Annotated in this window: 21 protein-coding genes; 7 read left to right on the top strand and 14 right to left on the bottom strand. The window is 68.6% G+C overall.

The annotated features are described in order from the left end of the window. Positions 1-65 precede the first annotated feature (65 nt). From H5J31_RS14520 to H5J31_RS14510, 3 genes are all read left to right on the top strand, one after another. Positions 66-707, top strand: a complete 642-nt coding sequence (locus H5J31_RS14520) for a macro domain-containing protein (RefSeq protein WP_181773077.1) — start codon at positions 66-68, stop codon at positions 705-707. A gap of 158 nt (positions 708-865) precedes the next feature. After that, positions 866-1,798, top strand: a complete 933-nt coding sequence (gene coaA, locus H5J31_RS14515) for a type I pantothenate kinase (protein WP_181773076.1) — start codon at positions 866-868, stop codon at positions 1,796-1,798. A 329-nt stretch (positions 1,799-2,127) separates the two neighbouring features. Next, positions 2,128-2,298, top strand: coding sequence for a hypothetical protein (locus H5J31_RS14510; RefSeq protein ID WP_181773075.1), 171 nt, complete (start codon positions 2,128-2,130; stop codon positions 2,296-2,298). A gap of 89 nt (positions 2,299-2,387) precedes the next feature. Here the strand turns inward: H5J31_RS14510 and H5J31_RS14505 are convergent, their stop codons facing one another. The 5 genes from H5J31_RS14505 to H5J31_RS14485 all read right to left on the bottom strand — a co-directional run bounded on the left by H5J31_RS14505 (position 2,388) and on the right by H5J31_RS14485 (position 7,149). After that, positions 2,388-2,804 carry a type II toxin-antitoxin system VapC family toxin gene (locus H5J31_RS14505; protein ID WP_181773074.1) on the bottom strand — a complete coding sequence of 139 codons (417 nt, stop codon included), beginning with the start codon at positions 2,802-2,804 and terminating at the stop codon, positions 2,388-2,390. Continuing rightward, positions 2,801-3,100 carry a type II toxin-antitoxin system Phd/YefM family antitoxin gene (locus H5J31_RS14500; protein WP_207898047.1) on the bottom strand — a complete coding sequence of 100 codons (300 nt, stop codon included), beginning with the start codon at positions 3,098-3,100 and terminating at the stop codon, positions 2,801-2,803. The genes H5J31_RS14505 and H5J31_RS14500 overlap by 4 nt, the downstream gene beginning before the upstream one ends. Positions 3,101-3,171: 71 nt before the next feature. Beyond that, positions 3,172-4,728, bottom strand: a complete 1,557-nt coding sequence (locus H5J31_RS14495; protein ID WP_181773073.1) for a DUF1841 family protein — start codon at positions 4,726-4,728, stop codon at positions 3,172-3,174. A 196-nt stretch (positions 4,729-4,924) separates the two neighbouring features. After that, entirely contained in the window at positions 4,925-6,238 is a 1,314-nt protein-coding gene (locus tag H5J31_RS14490; RefSeq protein WP_181773072.1) for a hypothetical protein, read from the bottom strand. A 23-nt stretch (positions 6,239-6,261) separates the two neighbouring features. Next, positions 6,262-7,149, bottom strand: coding sequence for a nitrate- and nitrite sensing domain-containing protein (locus H5J31_RS14485; RefSeq protein ID WP_181773071.1), 888 nt, complete (start codon positions 7,147-7,149; stop codon positions 6,262-6,264). Positions 7,150-7,300: 151 nt separating this feature from the next. Here H5J31_RS14485 and H5J31_RS14480 point away from each other — a divergent pair, with 151 nt between their 5' ends. From H5J31_RS14480 to H5J31_RS14465, 4 genes are all read left to right on the top strand, one after another. Further along, a complete protein-coding gene (locus tag H5J31_RS14480; RefSeq protein WP_181773070.1) occupies positions 7,301-7,618 on the top strand; it encodes a nucleotide pyrophosphohydrolase in 318 nt (105 codons plus the stop codon). Positions 7,619-7,707: 89 nt separating this feature from the next. Then, positions 7,708-10,215 carry a M14 family zinc carboxypeptidase gene (locus H5J31_RS14475; protein WP_328701484.1) on the top strand — a complete coding sequence of 836 codons (2,508 nt, stop codon included), beginning with the start codon at positions 7,708-7,710 and terminating at the stop codon, positions 10,213-10,215. A 24-nt stretch (positions 10,216-10,239) separates the two neighbouring features. Beyond that, positions 10,240-11,376: a hypothetical protein gene (locus H5J31_RS14470; RefSeq protein ID WP_181773069.1), complete on the top strand. Its 1,137-nt coding sequence runs from the start codon at positions 10,240-10,242 to the stop codon at positions 11,374-11,376. A 9-nt stretch (positions 11,377-11,385) separates the two neighbouring features. After that, positions 11,386-12,012, top strand: a complete 627-nt coding sequence (locus H5J31_RS14465; protein ID WP_181773068.1) for a response regulator — start codon at positions 11,386-11,388, stop codon at positions 12,010-12,012. Between the two features lie 4 nt (positions 12,013-12,016). Here H5J31_RS14465 and H5J31_RS14460 read toward each other — a convergent pair whose 3' ends face one another. The 9 genes from H5J31_RS14460 to H5J31_RS14420 all read right to left on the bottom strand — a co-directional run bounded on the left by H5J31_RS14460 (position 12,017) and on the right by H5J31_RS14420 (position 23,613). Then, the gene (locus H5J31_RS14460; RefSeq protein ID WP_181773067.1) at positions 12,017-13,282 is read right to left on the bottom strand and encodes an HAD family hydrolase; all 1,266 of its coding nucleotides are present in this window, start codon (positions 13,280-13,282) and stop codon (positions 12,017-12,019) included. A gap of 42 nt (positions 13,283-13,324) precedes the next feature. Continuing rightward, positions 13,325-13,933, bottom strand: coding sequence for a histidine phosphatase family protein (locus H5J31_RS14455; RefSeq protein ID WP_181773066.1), 609 nt, complete (start codon positions 13,931-13,933; stop codon positions 13,325-13,327). Positions 13,934-13,942: 9 nt separating this feature from the next. Next, positions 13,943-14,581, bottom strand: coding sequence for a class F sortase (locus tag H5J31_RS14450; RefSeq protein ID WP_181773065.1), 639 nt, complete (start codon positions 14,579-14,581; stop codon positions 13,943-13,945). After that, entirely contained in the window at positions 14,578-15,222 is a 645-nt protein-coding gene (locus H5J31_RS14445; protein ID WP_181773064.1) for an excalibur calcium-binding domain-containing protein, read from the bottom strand. Before H5J31_RS14445 ends, H5J31_RS14450 begins: the two co-directional genes overlap by 4 nt. A gap of 142 nt (positions 15,223-15,364) precedes the next feature. Further along, positions 15,365-16,501, bottom strand: a complete 1,137-nt coding sequence (locus H5J31_RS14440) for a GAF domain-containing sensor histidine kinase (protein ID WP_181773063.1) — start codon at positions 16,499-16,501, stop codon at positions 15,365-15,367. A gap of 14 nt (positions 16,502-16,515) precedes the next feature. Then, positions 16,516-19,719 carry a thiol reductant ABC exporter subunit CydD gene (gene cydD / locus H5J31_RS14435; RefSeq protein ID WP_236005069.1) on the bottom strand — a complete coding sequence of 1,068 codons (3,204 nt, stop codon included), beginning with the start codon at positions 19,717-19,719 and terminating at the stop codon, positions 16,516-16,518. 44 nt (positions 19,720-19,763) lie between these two features. Continuing rightward, positions 19,764-20,771: a cytochrome d ubiquinol oxidase subunit II gene (gene cydB, locus H5J31_RS14430; protein ID WP_181773061.1), complete on the bottom strand. Its 1,008-nt coding sequence runs from the start codon at positions 20,769-20,771 to the stop codon at positions 19,764-19,766. A gap of 294 nt (positions 20,772-21,065) precedes the next feature. Next, the gene (locus tag H5J31_RS14425; RefSeq protein ID WP_181773060.1) at positions 21,066-22,577 is read right to left on the bottom strand and encodes a cytochrome ubiquinol oxidase subunit I; all 1,512 of its coding nucleotides are present in this window, start codon (positions 22,575-22,577) and stop codon (positions 21,066-21,068) included. Between the two features lie 82 nt (positions 22,578-22,659). Further along, positions 22,660-23,613: a S41 family peptidase gene (locus H5J31_RS14420; RefSeq protein ID WP_181773059.1), complete on the bottom strand. Its 954-nt coding sequence runs from the start codon at positions 23,611-23,613 to the stop codon at positions 22,660-22,662. Positions 23,614-23,777: the final 164 nt, after the last annotated feature.

Here is a 23,777-nt window from a genome sequence, read left to right as displayed (position 1 = left end):
TTTCACTCGGACAGCCGGTACGCAAACCGGTTACGCCGGGTGCCATTTTTTGCCATGCTAAGGGCGTGACCGCCGAACCGGGCACGCACACCGGCCACGAGGATGTCGGCTCCTCTCCCGTTCCCATGCCGGACCATCCCACTCCGGAGCTGGTGCTGTGCGCCGTCGATGACCTGCTCGCGCAAGCCTGGACCACCGTCGCGGACACTGTGGACGGACGGATCTTCGTGCACCGCGGGTCGGTGCTCGACGTCGTCGCCCAGGCCGTCGTCAGCCCCGCCAACTCCTACGGCTGGATGCGCGGCGGCATCGACGCCGTCTACGCCCGCGCGTATCCCGACGTCGAGCAGAACGTGCGCAGCGCGGTACTCGCCTACCACGGCGGGGAACTCCCGATCGGGGAATCGGTGATCGTGCCCACCGGCGAGGCCGAACCCGCCTGGATGATCAGTGCCCCGACGATGCGGGAACCCGGCGAACGCCTTCCCCGCGACACCGTGCACCCGTACCTCGCCGCCCGGGCCGTGTTCCGGAAGTGGCGTGACGGCAGGCTCGACCAGGGCAGGGTCCGCGACCTGGTGCACACGATCGCGATGCCCGGACTCGGCACCGGCGTCGGCGGGGTCGCCCCCGCCACCTGCGCACGACAGGTCGCCGCAGCCTGGGACGAGGTCTTCACACCCGGCCGCCCCCGTCACGGACGGTAACCACCCGAAGCGGGCTACATCACATCACAGCGCGTTCACGAGCCGTAAGCCCTACCGTTAAAGCGGCTTCATCCGGTTCGAGGCACGTTTCCCCGCCGAGAACTCGTCAACACGGTTTTTGTACGGCGCCAGCGCAGGCGACGGGCGAGGAGTGTGCGATGCCGCGGGTCCGTGAGCTCAGCCCCTATGTGGAGCTGCACCGTGAGCAATGGCGCGAACTGCGCAGGTCGACCCCCCTGCCGCTGACGGCCGCCGAACTGCTGCGGTTGCGCGGTCTCGGTGAGCAGGTCGACCTGGCCGAGGTCGCCGAGGTCTACCTGCCGCTTTCGCGGTTGATCAATCTCCAGGTCGCCGCCAGGCAACGGTTGTATGAAGCCACCACCACCTTCCTCGGTGAAGACAGTCGGGGCACCAAGGTGCCCTACATCATCGGGATCGCCGGAAGCGTCGCCGTCGGCAAGTCGACCACCGCGCGCATCCTGCGCACACTGCTCGCCCGCTGGCCGGATCACCCCAGGGTCGACCTGGTGACCACCGACGGATTCCTCTACCCGCGGGCGGAACTGGTCCGTCGCGGCATCATGCATCGCAAGGGTTTCCCGGAGAGCTACGACCGGCGGGCCCTGCTGCGGTTCGTCACCGAGGTGAAATCCGGGGCGGAACGGGTCAGCGCGCCGGTGTACTCGCACCTCGCCTACGACATCCTTCCCGACGAGGAACAGGTCGTTCAGCAACCCGACATCCTGATCCTCGAAGGACTGAACGTCCTCCAGCCCGGCCCCCGGCTCACCGTCTCCGATCTGTTCGACTTCTCGATCTACGTGGATGCGCCGACGACCGACATCGAGCGCTGGTACATCGAGCGCTTCCTCAAACTGCGGCACACCGCCTTCGCGGACCCTGCGTCACATTTCCACCACTTCGCCGGCCTGCCGGACGACGAGGCCAGGGCCGAGGCGCGCCACCTGTGGCGCACGATCAACGAGCCGAACCTGATGGAGAACATCAAGCCGACGCGGCCGCGGGCGACCCTCGTCCTCCGCAAGGACGCCGACCACGCCATCAACCGGGTTCGGCTGCGCAAGCTCTGAGCCCGGACTCTGTGTAACCGGACGAGCACGGAATCCCTACTCACGGCGAACGTTCACGACGGCTTCCGAGATCATTTCGCCGGAAGCCGATCACACGGGCGTTTTCCGGCCGTTCCCTCACAAGCACCAGCCTTCGCACCACGGGCGAGCCGTTCGCGCCCACTGGTCGCACTATGCGACAGCCGGCCGGATTTCCTCGGCCGATCGGCCGATCCACGCTCAGTACGTGTAACCGGTTGGCCGATACCGGCTACAGCCCCCCGAGGCGACCCTTGTGACAGAGGCCCGAGAGGTCTCGAAAAGGACCTTGAGCAGGGAGGAGGCTCACGATGTTCTCGATGATCCTGACCTGGGTCGGCTCGATTCTCGGACTCGCGCTCTTGGTGGCCATGGCCGCCGGCACCTTCTTCGTCGACTTCGACGACGCCCGAGGGGACCGTCGCCGGAAGAAGCCGGAAGTCACGGAAAGCAAGGGGACCACCGCGGCCCCGATGGGTTGATCTTCACCGGCTGACACCTGCCGGTACTCACCGGCCGCCTTACTCCACGGACCGCGACGATCAAGACGTCCGGACGCCTTGGTCCTTCCTCAGTCGAACGGGTTGTGCACCTGCGCGCCCAGCCCGGCCATATCGACGACGTTCCTCGTGACCAGGGTCAATTCGTGGATCCGGGCGGTCGCGGCGATCAGCCCGTCGATGGACGGCACTTTCCTCGGCGCGCACTGCCTGCCCCATTCGGCCGCGATGTCGGCGGTCACCGGAAGGATCCGATCCGAGAACTGCGCGGTGAGCCCGCCCAGCCAGTCGGCGAGCGCGTCCGCCCGTTCCCGGTCCCGATCTCCTCGATGCCTGAGTTTGTGGATGCCCCTCTCGATCTCTCCCACGGTCAGCACGCTCAGGTAGAGCCTGCTCGACGACACTCCACCCCACCACCGGGCGAAACCCGGGTTCCGCGTGCGGCGACGGGCCTCGGACACGATGTTCGTGTCCAGCAGAAAACTCACCCGCTCACCTCCGTGACCTCTCTCGGCAGGTCCTCCGCACGCTCGGCGGCGATCTCCTCGAGGACGTCGGCCAGCGCCTCCCCGTGCTCGGAGTGGTACTGCTCGCCGGAGAGCACGAGTTTGAAATCGGCGGCCTCACCGCCTCCGGTCAGCCTGCGGTAGTCCGCGATGTCCAGCACCACGGCCACCTCCTCCCCGTGTTTGGTGACGAACTGCGGCCCCTCGGCCGTGGCCCGGCGCAGCAACTCGCTCAGCCGCTGCTTGGCGTCCTGCACTTGCCAGGTCGGTGCTTCCATCTAGACAGACTAGACAGAACTGTGCGGGTTGGCAAGGGCCGGGCAGGTTCGTGACCGGTGGGAAAGTGCCGTCAGGCGAGTTCGCCGAGCGCCTTCCGGTAGTCGTCGACGTCGTAGTCCATCTCGTGCTCGCCGGCTTCGCTCAGCTGTCCGGACAGTGCGTCGATCAGCCGGTCGAAGATCACGTCGCGCTCCTGACCGGCGTCGCTCAGCCGCCGCACGGCCTGCCAGACCTCGGCGGGCTCGTCGGCCCAGAGCTGATCGACGATCGTGGTCTTGAGCGCGAGCCGCAGCCTCGGCTCGCCGTCGAAGGTGTCCTCGGCGAGCGCCTCGTGGTACTCGGGGTGCTCGCCGATCACCAGCAGGCGGCGCTGTTCGGGGTCTGCGGGCTCGAGTTCCAGCTCCTCCTCGCCGATCTCCGTGTAGACCGTGGGCACGGCGAACATGCGGCGTTCGAGAGCCTCCGCGAGTTCGGCCGGGTCCTCGATGCCTTCGGAGCCGTCGAAGTAGACGTCGAGCGCGGAGTCCTCTTCCTGCGCGAACTCCTCCAGGAACTCCGTCGCGCTCTCCAGCAGCGCCACGCGGGCGGCTTCGGGCAGCCCGGCGCGGTCGGCGGCCCAGGTGACCCAGCCGAGCAGCGCGGGCTCCAGCGCGTCCTCGTACGCCTCGTCGACCTCGAATTCGCCGTCGAGCAGCGACTCGAGGAATCGGGCGAGCTTCTCGGGACCGACCCGCAGCGGGCTGCCCGGCTCGGTCTCGCAGCCGTAGTCGACGAGCAGCCGCGCGTAGAAGCGCGTCGCTTCGGTGTCCTCGACGAGCCCGGAAGAGATGAAGTCGGCGACGACCTCTTCGCGGACCTGCTCCGGCCACTCGGTGACCTCGGGCGAAGGCTCGGCGGCGGGCAGCGTCCGGATCCACCCCATCGCGAGCGCGTGGAACCGCGCGTAGTCCTCGCTGACGTCGGGCTCTTCGACCTCGTCCGTCGCGGCCAGTCCGTCCGCGAGCAACTGGTGGGCACGCTCGGGCAGGACCCGCTCCAGTGTGACCAGATCCGGGTCGTCGGCGGCCTGCTGCCGCATCTCGCCCAGCACGTCGTGCGGCTTGTCGACCACGACGACGTCGCGGATCCGGCCGCCCTCGGTGAAGTCGACCAACGCGAGCAGGCCGTGCTCGACCCCGCCGCGGGAGAAGACGCAGAGAAGGGAGGACTCGTCGCCGAAGACGTCACCGGTCCGCCAGCAGTCGCCGACGGTCACCGCGGCCAGATCCGCCGCCCACTCCGGCTCCGGGATACCCCGGCCCAGCACGGTGCCCAGCGCCGCGGCTGCGGCCTCGCGCTCTTCATCGGTCTCGGCGAACGCCCGCAACCCGGCGAGCAACGCGGCCGCGGCGGGCGTGATCTTCCGCTCGGCGAACGCGATGAGCTCCAGCCCCAGCGGCGTTTCGTCCTCTTCGACCTCGATCTCCCACCACTGCCCGAGCACCTCGGAGGTCAGCAGCTCGACGTCGATCACCTCGGGTTCGGCACCGAGGGTGGAGAAGTCCCGCAGGACGTCCTTGAAAAGGCCCGTCACACTCGGAGTGGAGGGCTGGGCTGCCTTCTTACGGGCACGACTCACGGGACTCATGACGACATGTTTTCACGCGAGCCGGAACCGCCTCGTCGCGGTGGTCCTGGGCGCGAAACACGGTGTCCCGGTCGCAGGGAGGGCGCGGGCGGACACCGGTTCAGGACCACCGCGACTCGGACGGCCGGGATACTGATCGACCTTCTTCGCCGGGTTTCCTCGGTTCACTTCGAATAACGACCGACGATGTCGACGGTTACGCCCGGACTTGTTTCGGAATCGCGATTCTCGCCGCCTTGACCTCGGCGATCAGCCGCGTCTTCCGTTTGTGTATTTCCACCAATGTGCCCAGGTACGAGCTGAATTCTTCAGCCGTACCGGCCTTTTTGTGCACCGTGCGCAGTTTGCGCAGCTGACGGGCCGCCTCGCGGTAGGAGTTCGGATCCTTATGCGTGATCAATTCTTCGACATGGTCCCGATATATGGGAATGGTCTCCGCCGGATGGGCTACCGAACGCGAATCGGCGAGTTCCACACGAACGGCCAATGAGGCTTCGAAACGGACGGCGGCCCGCCACGCCTCGTCGGGACGGGCCTCGCCGAGCAGCGCGCGGACGAGTTCGTCGGCGGCGTCGGTACTTTCGGCGGCGAGTTCGCGAAGCCGGGCGAGCGCGGTCTTCCGCTGGGCGACCCAGCGTCCGGCGTCCAGCGACTCCTCGCGCAGCGCGAGGTAGGTCGCGCAGCCGGGATTGTCGTCGAATTCCTTGCGTGACAACGAAACCGGTTCCTCTTGGACAGGAGCCGGCTCCTCTTTCTTGTCGTGCGTGAGCGCCCGCGCGGCGTGCGCGATGGCCTCGCTGTGCCGTCCGGCGGCGCGCAGCACGCGCACGATCTTGAGGCTGACGTCGACTCGCGGCGGCTTCGCGGCGAGGATCGCGACGAGCGCGTCGACGTCGCCGGACACCTCCGCCAGTTCCTCGCGCAACCGGTCGGCCGTCTCGCGCTTCACCCCGGCCGGATTCTCCGCGAGCACACTGTCCACAGTAGACTTTATTCGCGCGATCCCCTTGTCCCCCAAAGCGGAGGCGAAGTCTGCGAGCTCGATGACCGGCCAGCCCGGCCCGTCGAACTCGACTTCGAGGATCCAGTCGGCAAGGCTCTCCGGGTCCGGTGGGCGCGCGACACAGGCACGCGCGTACAGCTCGACGGCGCGATCCAACCGGTCCGCGACCTCGCCCGAAGCGTCGTCGATCTGCTCCAGCATTTCGCTGATGTCGTCCACGGTCCGGCGGGCGAGCGGGGCCAGATCGGCCCGGCTTCCAGCGTCGAGAAGCCGCTGAAGCGTGTCGAGGACGGAGCCGACCTTCGCGGCGTATTCGACGTTGCCCGCCATGACTGCGGTGTCGAGCAGACGGTGCGCCTCGGCGACGTCACTCCCCTGGGTGACGAAGCGGCTCTCCAGGATCTGCCGTAACGCAGGGTCACGCTCGGCCTGGGCGTGCAGCAGGTCCGCCAGCGTCTCCGCGTCCAAGGTGCGCAGGTAGGGGCGCAGATCCGTCGTGGAACTCACCCGGACAAGTCTGCCCGAAGGGTTCACCGACGCGTGTGGGCCAACAGCGTGCTCTTTTCGGCGTAGTCGTTCACAAGGTGTGACCAGTCCAAAGGCTCCCGGCGAGCCGACCGCGACAGCGTTTCGAGGCGCGAAGGGCAGCGGACGATCGGTACCGGGAGGCGCCGCGCGATCAGCATCACGATCGCCATCACCAGCCACGCGAGCACGGAGATCGCCGTGGCCGCGGCCAGTGCGCCGCTCAGTACCCGGCGGCCGGCGTCGATCGCGAGCTGCGCCGAGTACTCGATCTGCCGCGTCGCGAGGTCGCCCAATGCGCGGCCGACGACGCCGGCCGCGGCGCGCCACGCGTCCTGGGTGACCGGGGGCGGGGTGGCGGCGCTCAACGCGGTTTCGACCGCACCGAACCGGCTCCAGTCCTCGCTGCCGACGAGATCCCGGTAGACCCGGCGGCTACTTTCCGTCAGGTTTCCGGCGATGGCGTCGAGCCGGGAATGGTAGGCGCCGACGGCCGCCGCGTACTCTCGCCGCCCTTCGTCGTCGATCCCGGCGACCGCGAGGGAATCACTGCGGTCCATCCCCTCGACGACGGTGAGCAGTTCGACCGCGATCGTCTGCTGGTAGCCGACTTCGGCGTCCGGAGCGGCACGCGCGATCTCGCGCAGGGACGAGAGCGAGGTGTCGATACGGTCGGCGTACGCGGTGTAGGTGGCCGCACGGCTGCCCGGCGCCTCCAACGCGGCCGTCCGCTCCTGCCGGAGCGCCGCGATGCTCCGGCTCGCTTCGGCCATGGTGACCGCGCCGCCCTCGGCGTCGTCACGGATCTGAATGGCCTGGTGGACGAGGAACCCGCCGATGAACAACGCGACGAGCACGAGGGCCGCGCACGGTACGAACGCGATGGAGAGCATGCGAGAGCGAATGCTTCGCTGGTACGTCAAGGCTTTCCTTCCGGATCGGTCTCCCGACGTCCAGCGACGCTATGCAAGTTGCAAATTGCACGTCAACGTTCGTCCGCCATACGGCCGTTAGCGCACCGTGACGATCTGGTAGGCACGGCACGTGACTCTCGACGACCTCAACCAGCGCCTCCGCGACTTCGCCGCGGCCCGGTCCTGGGAACCGTTCCACACCCCGAAAAACCTGGTCATGGCATTGTCCGGCGAAGTCGGCGAGCTGACTTCGCTGTTCCAATGGCTCACTCCGGAGGAGTCGGCGAAGTGGCGTTCCGACCCCGAACTGGCGCACAACGTCGTCGACGAAATCGCCGACGTGACGCTGTATCTCCTTCAGCTGGCGAACAGCCTCGGCGTCGACCTCGTCGAGGCCGCCAACGCGAAGATCGACCGGAACGAGCACCGCTTCCCGGCGCCCGATTAGCCGCCTTTCGGGTCTTGTGACGTCTTTGGCGAGCCGAAACACTGTGCCGACGTCCCTGGAGGTGGCACTTGTCGCGTTCGGCTCGCACCGTGGTCCTGGCCTTGATGCTTTCCCTGAGCGCGGTCGCCGCGCCCGCCTACGCGGCGCCACCACCGACGGCCCCGACGGCGCCGCACCGGGATCCCGGCAACGGTCCGGAGCGCAACGACGTCGCCGCGACCGACCCGCCGATGAGCGCCGCGCGGGCCGCGGCCGGCGAGAACGTCGCGGGCGACCACTCCGGCTATCCGCGCAAGACCAAGCTGCGTGTGTACCCGGAGAACACGGCCGACAAGTCGATCAAGCTCGGGCTCGCGCCGTACCACTCGATCGCGCCGAAGCTGAACGCGCTGCAGGCGCGGAGCAATCGGATCTCGGTCGAGATCGCCGGGCAGTCCGGGCTGGGCCGTGACCTCTATCTGGTGACGCTGACGGCGCCGGAGAGTCCTTTCGAGACGCGACGGCAGGACGCGTGGCGGTCGCAGATCGAGAACGACCCGGCCCGCGCCGCGCGTGACCCGTTCCTGCGCCACGGCTACAAGGCGCCGGTGTGGATCAACAACAACATCCACGGCAACGAATGGGAAGGGACCGACGGCGCGCTGCGCGTCATCGAGAAGCTGGCGACGTCGAACGATCCCAAGACGGCCGACCTGCTGAAGCGCAATCGCTTCTACTTCAACGTGACGGCCAATCCGGACGGTCGCGTCGCCGGTACACGGCAGACGTCGCTGGGCTTCGACCCCAACCGCGACTTCGTCACCGCGTCGCAGCCGGAAGTGAAGGCCATGCGCGGGATCGCCATCGGCAAGCAGCCGCTGATGATGCTGGACGAACACGGCTACGTCGAGAACACGCTCATCGAGCCGACCACGCCGCCGCACGGCCAGAACTACGACTTCGACCTCTACATCAAGCACGGATACGCCAACGGTCTCGGCATGGAGCAGGCGGTCAAGGCGCTCGGGAGGCCGGAGACGGCGAAGCCGGAGATCCCCTTCCGCGACTACGACCCGGGCAGCTGGGACGGCTGGGCGCCGATCTACACCGCCCAGTACGCGATGTACCACGGCGCGGTGTCCTTCACGATCGAGATCCCGATGCGGGTCAACAACGCGGACTACGAAACGCAGCCGGTGCCGGAGCTCCAGCGGCGTTCGGTGATCAACACCGAGGTCGTCGAGGCCACCATCGGCAGCACACTGAACTACGTCGACCGCAATCGCGGCGAGCTGATCGCGAATCAGATCGAGATGTTCCGCCGCGGCACCGCGGGCGAGGCGCAGCGCGAGATCCCCGACGGCTTCGTCCCCGGGTTCGGCCCGGAAGACCGCTACCGCACCGAATTCCCGCGCGCGTACGTCATCCCCGCCGGTGACGGCCAGCGATCGGCCGTCGCGGCTTCGCGGCTCGTCGATCACCTGGTGGCCAACGACGTCCGTGTCCGCCAGGCGGATCGCGCGTTCTCGCTGGCCGGGCGCCGGTATCCGGCCGGTTCGTACCTGGTGGACATGCACCAGCCGAAACGCGGCCTGGCGAACGTGATGCTTGAGCAGGGCAGCGACATCTCGTCGAAGGTGCCGGTCATGTACGACATCTCCGGCTGGAGCCACCGTCTGCTGTGGGGCGCGTCGGTCGACATCGTCAAGCAGAGCAGGCTCGACGTCCGCACGCACGACGTCGCCGCCGCGTCGCCCACCGGCGGCATCGACGCCGCGCCCGGCCGCGACCTCGCGCTGAAGCTCGTCGACGGCAAGGACGTCAGCGCCGCCAACGACCTGCTGAACCGCGGCTTCGCCCTGGGACGCGCGGCCGACGGCTCGGTCGTCGTCCCCGCGTCGGCGCGCCCGGCCGCCGCCGAGGTGGCCGACCGCTACGGCGTCCGGTTCACCGAAGCGCGGGGAACGTCGACGCCGTTGAGCCGTAAGACGATCGCGGGCGCTGTCGGACCGGACGAGCTGAAGGCGTTGCGCGACATGGGCTTCGACGTCCGGCCGGTTTCGGCGGCGGTGCTCAACGCGGGCTTCGACTGGTCCCGTGTGGACCTGTTGTTCGTGTCATCGGGCCTTCGCTACACCGACCTCACCCCAGCCGCGAGGGATGCGTTGCGTGCCTTCCTCGCTCGTGGCGGCGTAGTGACCCGAGGTGCGACAGGCGCGCGTTTCAACACTGACGCGGGACTTCTCGAAGCGCGTCCGGTCGCGGGCTGGGAGGACGGCAACGGCGTCGTCTCGGTCGTCAACGGAACCGGTCCGGTCGGGACCGGCGCCCTGCCGGACTCGTTCGTCTACGGCCCGTTCTGGTTCGCCGATCTCGGCTCCTCGGTCAACGTCGAGCAGCGCTACGCGAGCGGGAATCCGTTGGTCGCGGGGCATTGGCGGACGCGTGAGGACGGCACCGGCGGACCGCTGCAGGCGGCGGGCCAGGCGGCCGTCGTCTCCGGTACCTCGGGGCTCGGCGGACGGGTCGTGCTGTTCGGCACCGAGCCGCTGTTCCGCGATCACCCGAAGGGCTTGTATACGCAGGTGGCCAAGGCGGTTTACTGGGCCGCCTCCTGAGCGGACGTTCTACGCTTTGCGGTCATGTCCCCTGTTTCCCGTGGCCGGAAGACGAAGAAAGCCAAGAAGAACAAGAAGCAAGCGACGAAACCGAAGTCTCCGCTCGCCACCGAACCGGTGCCCCTCCCGGACTGGTTCGAAGAGGGCATCGAGGAGGTCTTGCGCGACGTCGGTGGTCTCATGGCCTGCGAGACGGCTCGCGATCTCGAGCAGGCGACCTGTGAATTACTCGGGTCCACACTGAAGCGCGCCATCGACGACGAGAACCACGGCCTCGACTTCGACCTGTTCTTCGCCGCCCTGGTCGCCGAGATGGCCGCCAAGGCGAAGGCCGAGCCGACGGAGTCTCTGTGGCGGCTGTTTCACGGCCTGCTCGCGATCGCGGCGCCCGGCGTGGTGGCCATGCTGCGGTCCACGATCGCCCGCATCGAGTCCGAGAGTCTGTCGGAATGGCCACGGTCCCTCGCGAACATCGAGGCGACCGGTGACGTCCGGGAGATGCGCGACGTCTACGGCACCCGCCTCGCGGTCATCGCGACGTACACCTACCCCGGTGTGTACCTCTTCGACGTCGATCTGTCCGGAATCCCGGTCCTGGCGGGCGGCAGTGTCCACGACGACGTCGGGCAAGCCGTCGAAGCGTGGCGGACGAAGCTCGGCGACGAAGCCGGTGACGCGGAGCCGAAGGCGGTGACCGACACCGGACGACTGACCGGCCTGGTCAGCTGCGACTTCGATGTCATCGGCTTCGAGTCAGGCGACGCATTGGACAACTGGTATCGAGCGCAGCGTCGCTTCGAGGATCTCGATACAGCGCTGAAGAAGCGGAACCTCCCGCTCCCGCCGCACCAGGTGTTCTTCGGCGACGCAGATCCGGCAGAAATGGCCACCCCGTTCGCCGCGTGGCACATCGAGCGCTTCGGCAACGAGCCGGATCCCGAACTCGTGGAAGATCTGGCGTCCGAATGGATGGACGGCCTGGTTCCGGACACCCGGTTCTGCGCCTCCCCCGGCCGGATCGGCTACTACCAGGAAGTGATCGGCGACTGGCGGGATCCCGCGGCGCTCGCCCTGTTACCGAAGTGGGCGCGCTGGCTGGGCGAGCGGGCCGACCTGCCGTCTCCCCTGCTGGAGCGGGTGGTCGCCAAGGCGACGAAGTAACGTGGGGGTATGCCGATCCAGGTGCTGCTCATCGACGACCACGAGGTGGTGAGGCGCGGTCTGCGCGACCTCCTCACCGACGAGCCCGACATCGAGGTCGTCGCCGAGGCGAGCGGGGTCGACGAGGCCCTGGCCGTGGCGATGCACGTCGAACCGGACGTCGCCGTGGTCGACGTGCGGCTCGGCGACGGGGACGGCATCTCGCTCTGCCGCGAACTGCGGTCGAAGCCGAATCCGCCGCAGTGCCTGATGCTGACCGCGTTCGACGACGAGGAGGCCATGGTCGGCGCGATCATGGCGGGCGCCGCCGGGTACCTGCTGAAACAGGTCCGCGGGCAGGACGTCGTCAACGCGGTCCGCGAGGTGGCGGCGGGCCGGTCGCTGCTCGACCCGCTGTCGACTGCGCGGGTGCTGGACAAACTGCGGCATCCGCCCGAGGACGAACTCGGCTCCCTCACCGAACGCGAGCGCGAGGTGCTGGACCTGATCGGGCAGGGCATGTCGAACCGCGAGATCGCGGAACGCCTGTTCCTCGCCGAGAAGACGGTGAAGAACTACGTGACGTCCGTCCTCGCGAAACTGGGTATGCAGCGGCGCACGCAGGCCGCGGCGTGGATCGCACGCCGCGACCGCTAGCGCCTCAGGGGTGCACGGTGTCCTTCTGATCCGGGATGACCGTGCCGTCGTCGCGAAGCACCGGGCCATGCGTGCCGTCGGCGTTCTCGTACGCCGTCGTCGAGCACGGGTAGGTGCGGTTCAACGCCGGGAAGGGCTCGATGAACATCGGGTTGACCGCCCATTTGCCGTCCGCGTTGTCGTAGGCGCGGCACATCAGCTCGTCCTTGTTGCGGTTGAGCGTGACGCGGACCCCGGTGGCGTCGCGCAGCATGGTGACGTCGGTGGTCGCGTCGCCGCCGGCGAGCGCCTGCCGTTTGGCCGCCGGTGCCGCCTCCATCGCCTTCGCGCCGCGGATCCCGAGGATCCGCTCGTTGATGAAGCAGCGTTTGCCGTCGATGTAGGTCATGATCTCGTCGGCGCCGTCGGCGTGCCCGCCGCAGCCTTCGAGGTGCCCGTTGATCCGGCCGTTCGTGGTCTGCGAGTAGATCCCGAGGGTGCGGCTCGGCGGGATGCCGACCGCGGAACCCCAGACGTCCGCGAACTCCTTGGGCGAGGCCGAAACGACCCAGGTGGAGAAGCCCGCCTTGGTCAGCGTCGCGATCAGGTCCTTGATCTGCGGGTAGTAGCGGATCCACGCGACCTGGGTGCTCGATCCGACCTTCTGGGTCGCGCCGATCGGCGCCAGCAGCGCCGCCGCCCTGGCCTGCCGGGCGATCGCGCGGACCTCGTCGGGACGGTAGCCCGCGTTGATCTGCGCGACCCAGGCGTAGGCCGCTTCCATGTACCGCTTGTCGTTCCCGGCGAAGACCTCCTCACCAGTGCTCGTCTTCGCGTTCTTCCGCACGGAGAGGAGCTCGTCGGCGCAGGCGATGTTCTTGCTGGTCGGAAGCGGTTTCCCGGCCGGGGTCGCGGTACCGCACGCCTTGCTCAGCGCGTTCGCGCCGGCGGCGGTCATGAACCGGCTGGTCGTCCGCCAGTCCTTGTTCCGCGGCTGCAGGACCTTGTCGTGCGCGATCATCCAGAACACGGTCTGATCGGAGATGTCGTTCTTGATGACGGTGTTGTCCCAGTCGAACACCGCCACCGGCCGCTCGCCGTGCTTCGCGCCGCAGCTGCCGCGTTCGTCGATGACCTTCTGGATCTTCGCGGCGTTGTCGCCGTACCAGTCGTCGGCCAGCCGTAGCTGCGGGCAGCGCGACTCGGTCGAGGCCATCGACGTCGCGGGCAGGGCGATCGGAACGACCGCCACCGCGGCGGCAAGGGCCACGGCTCGCAGGAACCTCGGCATGTCATCTCCCCACATCATCGTCGACAGTTCGGGGAGATCCTGTCATTTTCCGGCGAGGGTCACGACCTGCCGGTTGTGAAAGTAGTCGTCCTCACGGAGCACCGTGATGCTGCCGGGTGAACCGCGGAAGTCGACGTAACCGGCTGCTTCCAGCGGCATCCGGATCCATGCCGCGACGACGAACGTGAGCGCGCCGCCGTGCGTCACGACGATCTGGTGTTCGCAGCGGCTTCGCAGGATCGAATCCATCGCCGCGTAGACCCGCGCGCCCATCGCACCCTTGGTTTCGGCGCCGGGGATCCCCTCGTCGTGCCCCAGCCGCTCGCCGGTCGCGGGCGGCGGGACGAACCGCTGGTCCAGCCATTCCTGCGGCTTGCCCCCGGCCTCGCCGTACGACTTCTCGCGCAGCCGTCGATCCAGCACCGGCTCGACGCCGAGCCGTTCGCCGATGACCTCCGCCGTCCGCGCGGTGCGGCGCAGATCCGAGGAGTACAGCTCGACGTCCGACGGCACCTTCGCGTGGAGAGAAGCCGCGATGGCGACGGCGGCCAGCTCGCCTTCGGGGGTGAGTTCGGAATCGAACCATCCGCCCACGAGGTGATCGACGTGGTGCGTGGCCTGCGGATGCGTGACGACGTAGACGGTGCGCATCCCTCGAATCTAGGCGCGGGTCAGCTTCGCGTAGGCGATGACGTTGTCGAGGTAGTTGCCGGTCGAGGAGTCGAAGTCGCCGCCACAGGTGATCAGGCGGAGTTCCGGCCCGGTCGTGTCGCCGTAGACCTTCTCCGTCGGGAAGGACGCCTTCGCATGCCGCTCGACGGCGTACACGGTGAACACCGCGGTCACGCCGTCCTTGCGATGGACGATGGCCTCGTCACCGGTCTTGAGTTCCTTGAGGCGGACGAAGATCCCGGGGACCTTCTTGTAGTCGACGTGTCCCGCGAGCACGGCGGGCCCGATCTCGCCGGGCGCCGGGCCACCGGTGAACCAGCCGGTGGTGATCGCGTCGTCCGGCACCTGCAGGCTGCCGTCGCCCGCCAGGCCGAGGTCGACGATCTCGCCGGTGCGCACCCCGATCGCGGGGATTTCGAGCGTCCCCGGTTTCGCCGGCCCGAGCGGAGCGGCCGCGGCGGACGAGGGGACCACCGCGGCCGAAGAAACCGTGGTGGGCCGGGCGGACGGCGCCGCCTGACCCGCCGACGGACCGGCGCAAGCGGTCAGCGCGACCGCGAGCACCACCCCGATGAGAGTGCCGATGACCAGCGGGAACGGCCACCGGCGCCAAGAAGCCTCGGTCATCGCTCGGCACGCCGCCGGAGGACGAGGGTCAAACCGGCCGCCGCCCCGGCCAACAGGGCCGTGCCGGTCAGCGCGACCGCGCCGACCTCCAGCAGTCCGCCGTTGGCTTCGGTGGTTTCGCCGCCACCGGTCGCGACGCCGCCGACGGGCTTGACCTTCACCTGGCCGGATCCCGAAGGCTCACCGAAGTGGGACTCGCAGGCATAACCGTCGTTGTCACCGTCGAGCCTGTGCGGGTCACTCGCGTTCCTCTTGAGCTCGGCCTGCGCGGCGGCCTGAGAGGGGAAATCGGCACAGTCCTTGTCGACGAAGCGCGCACTGCTCGGCACCGGTTTCGTTTCCGTGGTGATGGGCGGAAGAGTGGGAGTGATCGTTTTCGTCGGGGTCGTCGTCGGGACCGTTCCGCGCTTCGGCAGCGTTTCACAGGCGACTCCGTCGTCATCATCATCGAGGTTATGCGGATCGGATCGGTCTTGATCGAGAACCGCCTGGGCGTCTTCCTGGTACTTGAAGTCACGCTTGCAGTTCAGATCGGCGATCGCGGGCGCTTCGGACAGCGCGAACGCGACGGAAGCGGGGCCGAACAAGGAGAATCCGGCGAGGATCACGGCCGTGCCGAGGGCGCGACGAACCGAGGACATGGGAAGTCCTTTCGATGGGAATTCGCGCTCCGAGCGCGTTAGATGCACTAGATGTCGCGCACCGGCCGCATTCGTTACGGATTAATCGGAAAACGAGAAACGTCACTCTAACGAGCGACGGTGCTGGTGAATTTCACACGAATCAATCGAGTGGGACGTCGAAAGCGACCAAAGTCCCCAGGCTCGGCGACGAATTGATCGAGAACCGCCCACCGGAGGTCGTCGCGCGTTCGTCGAGGTGGCGGAGACCGCGTTTGGCGACGCCCTGCGGGACGCCGGATCCGTTGTCCCGCACGCGAAGTTTGACACCCTCGACGTCGCGGCTGAGCGTCACGCGGGTCTCGCTCGCTCCCGAGTGTCTGACCACATTGGACAGTGCTTCGCGGAGCGCGGCACGGATGTGGTCCGCCTGTTCGGCGGGGATGTCGGCCAGTTCTCCGGAAAGTTCGAGGGTCGGCGGGTAGCCCAGGAGTTCGCCCGCGATGCGCACCTCGCCTCGCGCGGATTCGGCGAGGTCGGTGGCGGTGACCGTCTCGTTGGCGGGTTCCGGGCTGCGCAGCGCGCGCACGGTGCCGCGGATCTCTTCGATGGTCTGGTCGAGCTGGTCGATCGCCTCGGACAGCCGGACGCCGTCGGCCTGGGCGAAGCGTTTCCGCATGTTCTTGCGGACGCGGTCGAGCTGCATCCCGGCGCCGTACAGGCGTTGCACGATGACGTCGTGCAGTTCGCGCGCGATGCGTTCGCGCTCTTGGTAGAGCGTCACGCGATGCCGGGCGTTGGCGCCTTCGGCCAAGGCGAGGACGACACCGGCCTGCGCCGCGAAGGCGGTGAGCACCTCGACAGTGCTTTCGGAGAACGGATCCCCGCCGTGACGGCGATACACGGTCAGCGCGCCGAGAACGCGCCCGCCCGCTCCGAACGCCGAAGCCGCGAAGGGGCCGAAGCCCTGCAGTTCCGTCGGCACGAACCGAGCCGTCCGTGGGTCGACGGTGAAGTCCTCGCTGACCACCGGCTTACCGCCCCGGGCGACCTGCCCGGCGGCGGAATCAGCGGAAAAGGCCAGCCCTCGCAGACCTTGTGTGGTGGCCCCGTGCGCGGCCTCGACGACCACCTGGCCGTCGTCCGAGCGCACCATGACGAGACCGAGGTCGGCCTCGGCCAGTTCGACGGCGCGGGCGACGACGGTCTCCAGCACGTCACCCGGGTCGTCCCCGGACAGGGCGGTGCCGGTGATCTCGGTGGCGGCGGACAAGGCGCGCGCGGCAAGTGTGGGATCCATGAGCGCTACCGACATTAGCCCGCTCCGGCCCGTGTTCGCGCTGTGACGCGACCCTCTCGTACCTCCAGGACGACGTCGGCGTCGGCGGCCTCGGCGGCGTTGTGGGTGACGTGCAAGACGGTCTTCCCCGCCAGCGCCTCGCCGAGGCGTTCGCGGATGGTGCGAGCGCGGGCTTCGTCGAGGTGCGCGGTCGGCTCGTCGAGCAGGACGAGATCGGCCTCGGCGGCACCGAGCATGGCGCGCGCGAGCGCGACCCGCTGCGCCTGCCCGCCGGACAGTCCGGCGCCCGCGCTGTCGAGCATCGTGGAGATCTCGACGTCCTCGAGAACGGCCTGGTACAAGGCTTTCCTCAGGTCCGCCTCGGACGCGGCCGGTTTGGCGAGGCGCAGGTTTTCGGCGACCGTGGTGGACACCAGCATCGGCTCCTGCGGCGCCCAGACGACGTTTTCCGGGACGTCGATGGTGCCCTTGCCGGGTTTCAGGAAGCCGAGCAAGGCCGCGACGAGCGTCGACTTCCCGGCGCCGCTCGGGCCGACGACGGCGACGTGTGTGCCGGGCGCGATGTCGAGGTCGACGCCCGTGAGGACCGGGTGTTCCGTACCGGGCCAGCCGAGGTCGGCGTTCCGGATCCGCACCCCGCCGGTGTTATGAACGGACCGTTCATAACGGTCTTTGTGAGGAACGGTCCGTTCATCACACGCGGCGAGGCGGAGGCGGGCCTGGCGCAGGGTGTCCCAGTGCTGTGCGGCAGGCGGAAGAAGGGAGAGGACCTCCGCCAACGCGAGCGGGACCAGCGCGACCACCGGCGCGAGGACCGGGTTCAGCGCTCCGGCGGCGACGGCGCTCATGGCGAACCCGGTGCTCACGACGGTGGCCGCACCTGTCGCCAGGATGATCAGGGCGTCGGCCGCACCGGCGCCGAAGGCCTGTCGCCGCGCTTCGGCGGTCAAGGCGGTATCGGTCGCGGCGATGCGGCGACGTCGCTCCTTGTCGGCGCCGAACGCGATCAGCTCGGCGGCGGCCTCGAACAGGCTCAGCACCTGCGCCGACACCGAACGCCGTCCGGCGGCCAGCGCACTCGTCGCGCGGCGTTCCGCTCGCAGCGCGAGCAGCGGCGCGAACGCGCTCACCACCACGGCCGCGGCCAGCACGAGCCCGGCTTCGGGTAGCACGGCGGCCTGGACCGCGACGGCACCCACGGCCACCAGGAAGACCACGATCAGGGGCGTGACGACCCGGGGCAGCAGATCGCGCACCGTGTCGGTGTCCCCGACCAGCCGCCGCTGTTCCTCACCGGCCCGAAGCGCCCGCGCCGGCCCGAGCCGCACCAGCGACTCCCACAGGCGGACCCGCAGGCTTCCGGCGATCCGGAACGCGGCGTCGTGCGTGACCAGCCGTTCGAGGTACCGCAGCCCCGCACGGCCGAGGCCGAACGTCCGCACGCCGACGATCATCACCGTCAGGGTCAGGATCGGCGGCTGCTGCGAGGCCTTGGCGATCAGCCAGCCGGACGTCGCGGTCAGCGCGACCCCGGCGAGCAGGGCGGCGGCACCGAGCAGGGCGCCACCGAAGAACCGGCGGTGCAGCAGCCCGCGCCAGGCCAGCGGCCTGGACGTCGGCTGCTCGTCCGTCATGACGGCTCGCCCGGCCGATCCGGTCGACATGTCGACACCGGAAGTACGTTCGTGTGCGGCGATGATCGCGGCCGCACCGTTGTCGACGGCCTTCCGGATCGCGGCCATGACGAGTCCGGCGCTGGCTTCGTCGAGGTGGGCCGTGGGCTCGTCGAGCAGGAGCAGCCACGCTCCCGACCGGACCCGCACCAGCGCCCGCGCGACCGCGACACGCTGCCGTTGTCCCCGCGACAGCTTCGAAACCGGACGCCCGGCCAGACCGGCCAGGCCGAGTTCGTCGAGGACGTCGTCGGCGCCGACCTCCTCGCGGACCGTTCCCCCGCCGAACACGGGCGACTGCGGCACCCACGCGACGTTCTCGCGCCAGCGGTCGAGATCGGCGTCGGCGAGGCTGGTGCCGCCGATTCGGATCGACCCGTCATGCGCCTGTACGAAGCCGAGCAAGGCGGCGAGAGTCGTCGACTTGCCGCCGCCACTGGGCGCGCGCAGCCAGCTCAGTTCGCCCGGCCGGACCGCGAAGGTCTCGCCGTCGGGCGCGAATCCGCCCCTCCGGGCGACACGGAGTCCTTCGACGCGGACCTCACCCTTGGCCGGTGTCTCGGAACCGTTGGCGGGCAAGGGTTCCGCGAGTACGTCCGCGACGCGGCGGACGGCCTCGACGCCGTCTTCGCTGGCGTGGAACGCGGCGCCGACCGCGCGCAGCGGTTGGTAGCACTCCGGTGCCAGGATGAGCACGCCGAGCCCGATGGCCAGCGGCAGTTCGCCGGACACCAGCCGGACGCCGATGACGACCGCCACCAACGCGACCGAAAGCGTCGCGATCAGTTCCAGGGCGAACGCCGACGCGAACGCGACCTTCAGGGTCTTCAGCGTCGCGCGGCGGTGGCGCTCGGAGATCTTCCGGACCGTCGTGGCCTGCGCCTCGGCGCGGCGGAACGCGCTGAGCACCGGCAGCGCGCGGACGAGTTCGAGCAGATGGCCCGACATCCGGTGTTCGGCGTCGGCGGCTTCCGCGACGCGTTCCGCCGTGTGCTTGCCGATCAGGATGGCGAACAGCGGCACCAGCGGCACGGTGATCACGATGAGCGCGGCCGAAGGCCAGTCCGCGAACAGGATCGCGGCGCCGGCGGCGAGCGGCACGATCGCGGCGGTCACCAGCGCCGGCAGGTACTGGGTGAAGTAGGCGTCGAGCGCGTCGAGACCCTTGGTGGTCAACGACGTCAGCTCGCCGTGGCCGCGACGGGCGATCCATTCCGGGCCGAGTTTCAAGGCGTGATCGAGAGCCTTGGCGCGCAGTTCCTCTTTCGCGCGGGCCGCTGCCCGGGCGGAGACGACCCGCACCGCCCAGCCGGTCCACGCGCGCCCTGCGACCAGCGCGAGCAGCACGGCCAGCTGAGCGGTGCGGTCCCCCGGCGCTCCGCGGACGACCGCGGAGAGGACGTCGGCCAGCAGGAACGCTTGTCCCACCAGCAATACGGCGTTGACGAAGGACAGCAGGCCGCTGAGGATCAACGCCCGGCGCGCCGCCGCCGAAAGCGGGGCGAGCGCGCCGAGCGGACCCTTCCCCGGTCGCGCTGGGTCCATTGTAGACTCCGTGGCGGAAAGGGTTTCGCGGCCGGGAAGTTCGGTCATGGCACGTGTACCGGCGGGATGTGCCGGGTGCCGATGCGTTTGCGGAACACCCAGTACGTCCAGCCCTGGTAGATCAGCACCGCGGGCGCGCCGAACAGCGCGACCCAGGTCATCACGGTCAGGGTGTACGGGCTCGACGCCTCGCCGGCGATGGTCAGCGTGTTCGCCGGGTCCAAAGTGGACGGGAGGACGTTCGGGTAGAGCGCGACGAAGATCGCGACCGCCGAGGCGGCGATGACCCCGCCGAGCGCGGCGAACGCCTGCCCTTCCCGGCCCGCGTGGATCCGGAACCAGGCGAGGGTCGCGGCGACGACGGCGACGCCGATCAGCAGCAGCGTCCACAGGTCGCCCGAGCGCAGCTGGACGACGATGAGGAACGCGAGCAGCGGCAGCAGCGCGAACGGGAGCAGGCGCGTGGCCAGCTTCCGCGCCCGATGACGGAGGTCGCCTTCGGTCTTGAGCGCGAGGAACGCGGCACCGTGGACCAGCGAGAACCCGACGACCGCGACCGCGCCGAGCAGCGTTTCGAGACTGAGCGCGGCGAACGCGCCGCCGACACGGTTGCCGTCGGCGTCCAGCGGCAGGCCGAGGACGGTGGTCGCGAGGAGCAGCCCGACCCCGAACGGCGGGATCCACGAACCGAGGACGATGACGCGGTCCCAGTTGCGGCGCCAGCGGTCGGTGTCGACCTTGCCGCGGTACTCGAACGCGACGCCGCGGCCGATGAGGGCGAGCAGGACGACCAGGAGCGGCAGGTACGCGGCCGAGAACAGCGACGCGTACCAACCGGGGAACGCGGCGAACATCGCGCCGCCCGCGACGATCAGCCAGACCTCGTTGCCGTCCCAGACCGGGCCGATCGTGTTGACCATGACGCGGCGTTCGGTGTTGTCCTTCGCGAGGACCGGCATGAGCATGCCGACGCCGAAGTCGAAGCCCTCGAGGAAGAGATACCCGAGCCAGAAGAGGGCGATGACGCAGAACCAGATCGTTTCGAGGGTCATCGGACGCTCCCGGTCGCTTGGGGCCGGTGCTCTGCTACTCGGCGCTCCCGGACGTTGCGAAAGCCACTTTGGCAACCTTGAACGTTGCGAAAGTGGCTTTCGCAACCCGCCCGTACCACGCAGAGGCGACCGGATCGGCCTCCCCGCACCCGGTAGCCCTGAGTTATCCACAACCGGCCAAGTTGTCCACAGATTGGCTGTGGGTAACCCTCCCGAGCGATACCCCCGATACGCTGGGTGCGGGGCCGTCCCCCGGGAAGGGCGGGGGGCTGGGCTGGTGACGTCGAGAGGCGATCAGTAGGCGAAAGCGAGTGCCTCGTCATCGCTGTCACCGCCTTCCTGGTCGTCGTTCTTGCTGGTAGAGGATGGTTTCGTAGGTGGCATGACGGCGTCGACGCCACCGCGGACGTACTTGCGCACGAGGTAGACCTCCACGACGCCGAGCACCGCGTAAACGGTCGTCAGAGCGATCAGCGACGTCCACACCTCGCCTGTGGACAACTTCGAGACCGCCTGGGCGGTGAACATCCACACTCCGTCGACACCGGTGGGGTTCGGCACCACCACGAACGGCTGACGGCCCATCTCGGTGAAGATCCAGCCGGCGCTGTTGGCGATGAACGGCGTCGCGATCCCGCCGAGCACGAGCCACGGGAACCATCGCTGCCCGGGGATCCGTCCGCGCCGTGTCAGCCACAGCGCGAGGAGCCCGATCCCGGCCGAAATCGCACCGAAGCCGATCATCGCCCGGAAACCCCAGTAGGTCACCGGCAGGTTGGGCACGTAGTCGATCGGCTTGCCCGCGAGCGAACCGAGCTGCGGGTCGTCCGGGTAGTTCGTCCCGTATTTCGCCTGGTACTCGGTCACCAGGTTCTCGACGCCCTTGACCTCGGTCGAGAAATCGTTGTGCGCCAAGAACGACAGCAGCGCGGGCACGGTGAACGTCTTGACGTCCTCGCAGTTCGCGCCCCGGACGTCCCCGATCGCGATGATCGAGAAGCTCGCCGGTTTCTCCGTATGGCACAACGCTTCCGCCGACGCCATCTTCATCGGCTGCTGCTCGAACATCAGCTTGCCCTGGACGTCACCGGTGATCGCCAGCACCGCGAACGACACCACGCCGACCCAGCCGCCGAGCCGCAGCGAAGAACGCCACACCGCGCGGTGCTCGTCGTCCTCGGAACGCTTGCGCCACAACTGCCAGCCGGCCACGCCGACCAGGAACGCCGCCGCCACCGAGAAGGCACCCGCGATCGTATGCGGGATCGCGGCGAGCGCGGTGTTGTTCGTCAGCACCGCCCAGATCGAGTTCATCGTCGGCTTCCCGTCGACGAACTCGACCCCGACCGGATGCTGCATCCACGAGTTCGCGGCCAGGATGAAGTACGCGGACGCCACGGTCGCCAGGGAGTACGCCCAGGCGCACGCCAGGTGGACCCTCTTCGGCAGCTTGTCCCAGCCGAAGATCCACAGCCCCAGGAAGGTGGACTCGACGAAGAACGCGACGAGCCCTTCCATCGCCAGAGGCGCGCCGAACACGTCTCCGACGAACCGCGAGTACGCGCTCCAGTTCATCCCGAACTGGAACTCCTGCACGATTCCGGTGACGACGCCCATCGCGAAGTTGACCAGCAGGAGTTTCCCCCAGAACTTGGTCATCTTCAGATAGCGGCGGTCACCTGTCCGGACCCACGCCGTCTGCATCCCGGCGACCAGGACCGAAAGCCCGATGGTCAGCGGGACCATCAGGAAGTGATAGACGGTGGTTATGCCGAACTGCCACCGAGCGAGATCGAGAACCTCCACGCCTCAAGCCTGCTCAACCCGAGGTGGGCCCGCCAGTTCAAGTGGTCCCGATCTCGCCGGGACGTAGGTCCCTCGCCCGGGCTCAGCCGAGGTCGGCGAGCGCGAGCCGCGCCTCGTCGGCGATCTGCCGCCGCACGCCCGAATCCCCCAGTGTCAGCACGTGTTCCAGGGCCAACGCGTAAGCGGTGCCGAACGCGTCCTCGACGGCTACAGGGATATCCGGCCGCACGCCGACGCCTTCCCAGTTGGTCCCCGTGACCGGGTTCACGGCCCGTCCGCCCGGGACGGTGACATCCAGATGGGTGTCCACTTTGAACTGCTTACGCGGATTCGCGCCGCCGCCGGTCACCGCGCCGACCGTCTTCGCCCGCCCCAGCTGCTGGAGCGAATAGCTCAGGTCCTCGGCGCCGGAGAAGGTCGTCGGGCCGGTCAGTACCCACACCGGCTTGTCCGCCCCGAACTTGCGTCCCGGCACGTGCGGCAGTGTCCAGAACTGGTTGGTCACGTCGCCGTCGCGCAGATAGATACTGTTGTAGTGGGTCGGCTCGCCGACCAGGTAGCTGATCAGCATGGCCACCGCCGTCGGGTCGCCGCCCCGGTTCTCCCGGACGTCGATCAGCAACGCGTCCGCGGTCGCGAGCAGCGTCATCGCCGCCGCCAAGACCTCCCCGGAGATGTCCGGCCCGTAGAGCAGCTTCGTCTCCAGGTAGCCGACGTTCCCGGACAGCCGTCGCGCCGACGCGATGCCGAAGCCGTTCAGTTCGGCCTCGCGCCGGTACACCTCGGGATCGAAGGACTCGCCGTCCACCTCGGGCAGCGGGTCGATGTGGAACCGCAGCCGCAGGTGTTTGTCCCCGTTGACCGATTGCAGGTCCCGGGTCACCGCTTCGGCGAGCGCCTTGTCGTCGAGCCCGGCGTACGCGCCTTCGCCCAGCCTCGCCTGCAAGAACACCGCCAGTTTCTCGGCGACGTCAGGGAAGACGTAGTGGTCTCGCAACCGCCTGCACACGTCGTCGATCCGCGCTCTCTCGTCCATGTCCGCACGCTATCAGTGGAACGGAAGAAAAGAATTCGGTTTGCCGAAACCTCCTTTCCGCCCCGCCAAGAAATACAATTCGCCCGGACCTGCCGCCCGATTCGGAAAAGCCATCAGCTTGCCCTTTTCTGAATCACCCCTTTATCGTTGCAGTGAAAGGGGTG

The organism is Amycolatopsis pittospori (assembly GCF_013870525.1).
GTDB lineage: Bacteria > Actinomycetota > Actinomycetes > Mycobacteriales > Pseudonocardiaceae > Amycolatopsis > Amycolatopsis pittospori.
This window is presented reverse-complemented; position numbering and strand designations above follow the sequence as displayed.

What these genes read in the sequence shown, in the direction of transcription:
- coaA (WP_181773076.1), top strand. Translation starts at nt 866, where the DNA reads ATGCCGCGGGTCCGTGAGCTCAGCCCCTATGTGGAGCTGCACCGTGAG.
- H5J31_RS14510 (WP_181773075.1), top strand. Translation starts at nt 2,128, where the DNA reads ATGTTCTCGATGATCCTGACCTGGGTCGGCTCGATTCTCGGACTCGCG.
- H5J31_RS14500 (WP_207898047.1), bottom strand. Translation starts at nt 3,100, where the DNA reads ATGGAAGCACCGACCTGGCAAGTGCAGGACGCCAAGCAGCGGCTGAGC.
- H5J31_RS14495 (WP_181773073.1), bottom strand. Translation starts at nt 4,728, where the DNA reads ATGAGTCCCGTGAGTCGTGCCCGTAAGAAGGCAGCCCAGCCCTCCACT.
- H5J31_RS14485 (WP_181773071.1), bottom strand. Translation starts at nt 7,149, where the DNA reads ATGCTCTCCATCGCGTTCGTACCGTGCGCGGCCCTCGTGCTCGTCGCG.
- H5J31_RS14470 (WP_181773069.1), top strand. Translation starts at nt 10,240, where the DNA reads ATGTCCCCTGTTTCCCGTGGCCGGAAGACGAAGAAAGCCAAGAAGAAC.
- H5J31_RS14465 (WP_181773068.1), top strand. Translation starts at nt 11,386, where the DNA reads ATGCCGATCCAGGTGCTGCTCATCGACGACCACGAGGTGGTGAGGCGC.
- H5J31_RS14460 (WP_181773067.1), bottom strand. Translation starts at nt 13,282, where the DNA reads ATGCCGAGGTTCCTGCGAGCCGTGGCCCTTGCCGCCGCGGTGGCGGTC.
- H5J31_RS14455 (WP_181773066.1), bottom strand. Translation starts at nt 13,933, where the DNA reads ATGCGCACCGTCTACGTCGTCACGCATCCGCAGGCCACGCACCACGTC.
- H5J31_RS14450 (WP_181773065.1), bottom strand. Translation starts at nt 14,581, where the DNA reads ATGACCGAGGCTTCTTGGCGCCGGTGGCCGTTCCCGCTGGTCATCGGC.
- H5J31_RS14445 (WP_181773064.1), bottom strand. Translation starts at nt 15,222, where the DNA reads ATGTCCTCGGTTCGTCGCGCCCTCGGCACGGCCGTGATCCTCGCCGGA.
- H5J31_RS14440 (WP_181773063.1), bottom strand. Translation starts at nt 16,501, where the DNA reads ATGGATCCCACACTTGCCGCGCGCGCCTTGTCCGCCGCCACCGAGATC.
- cydD (WP_236005069.1), bottom strand. Translation starts at nt 19,719, where the DNA reads ATGGACCCAGCGCGACCGGGGAAGGGTCCGCTCGGCGCGCTCGCCCCG.
- cydB (WP_181773061.1), bottom strand. Translation starts at nt 20,771, where the DNA reads ATGACCCTCGAAACGATCTGGTTCTGCGTCATCGCCCTCTTCTGGCTC.
- H5J31_RS14420 (WP_181773059.1), bottom strand. Translation starts at nt 23,613, where the DNA reads ATGGACGAGAGAGCGCGGATCGACGACGTGTGCAGGCGGTTGCGAGAC.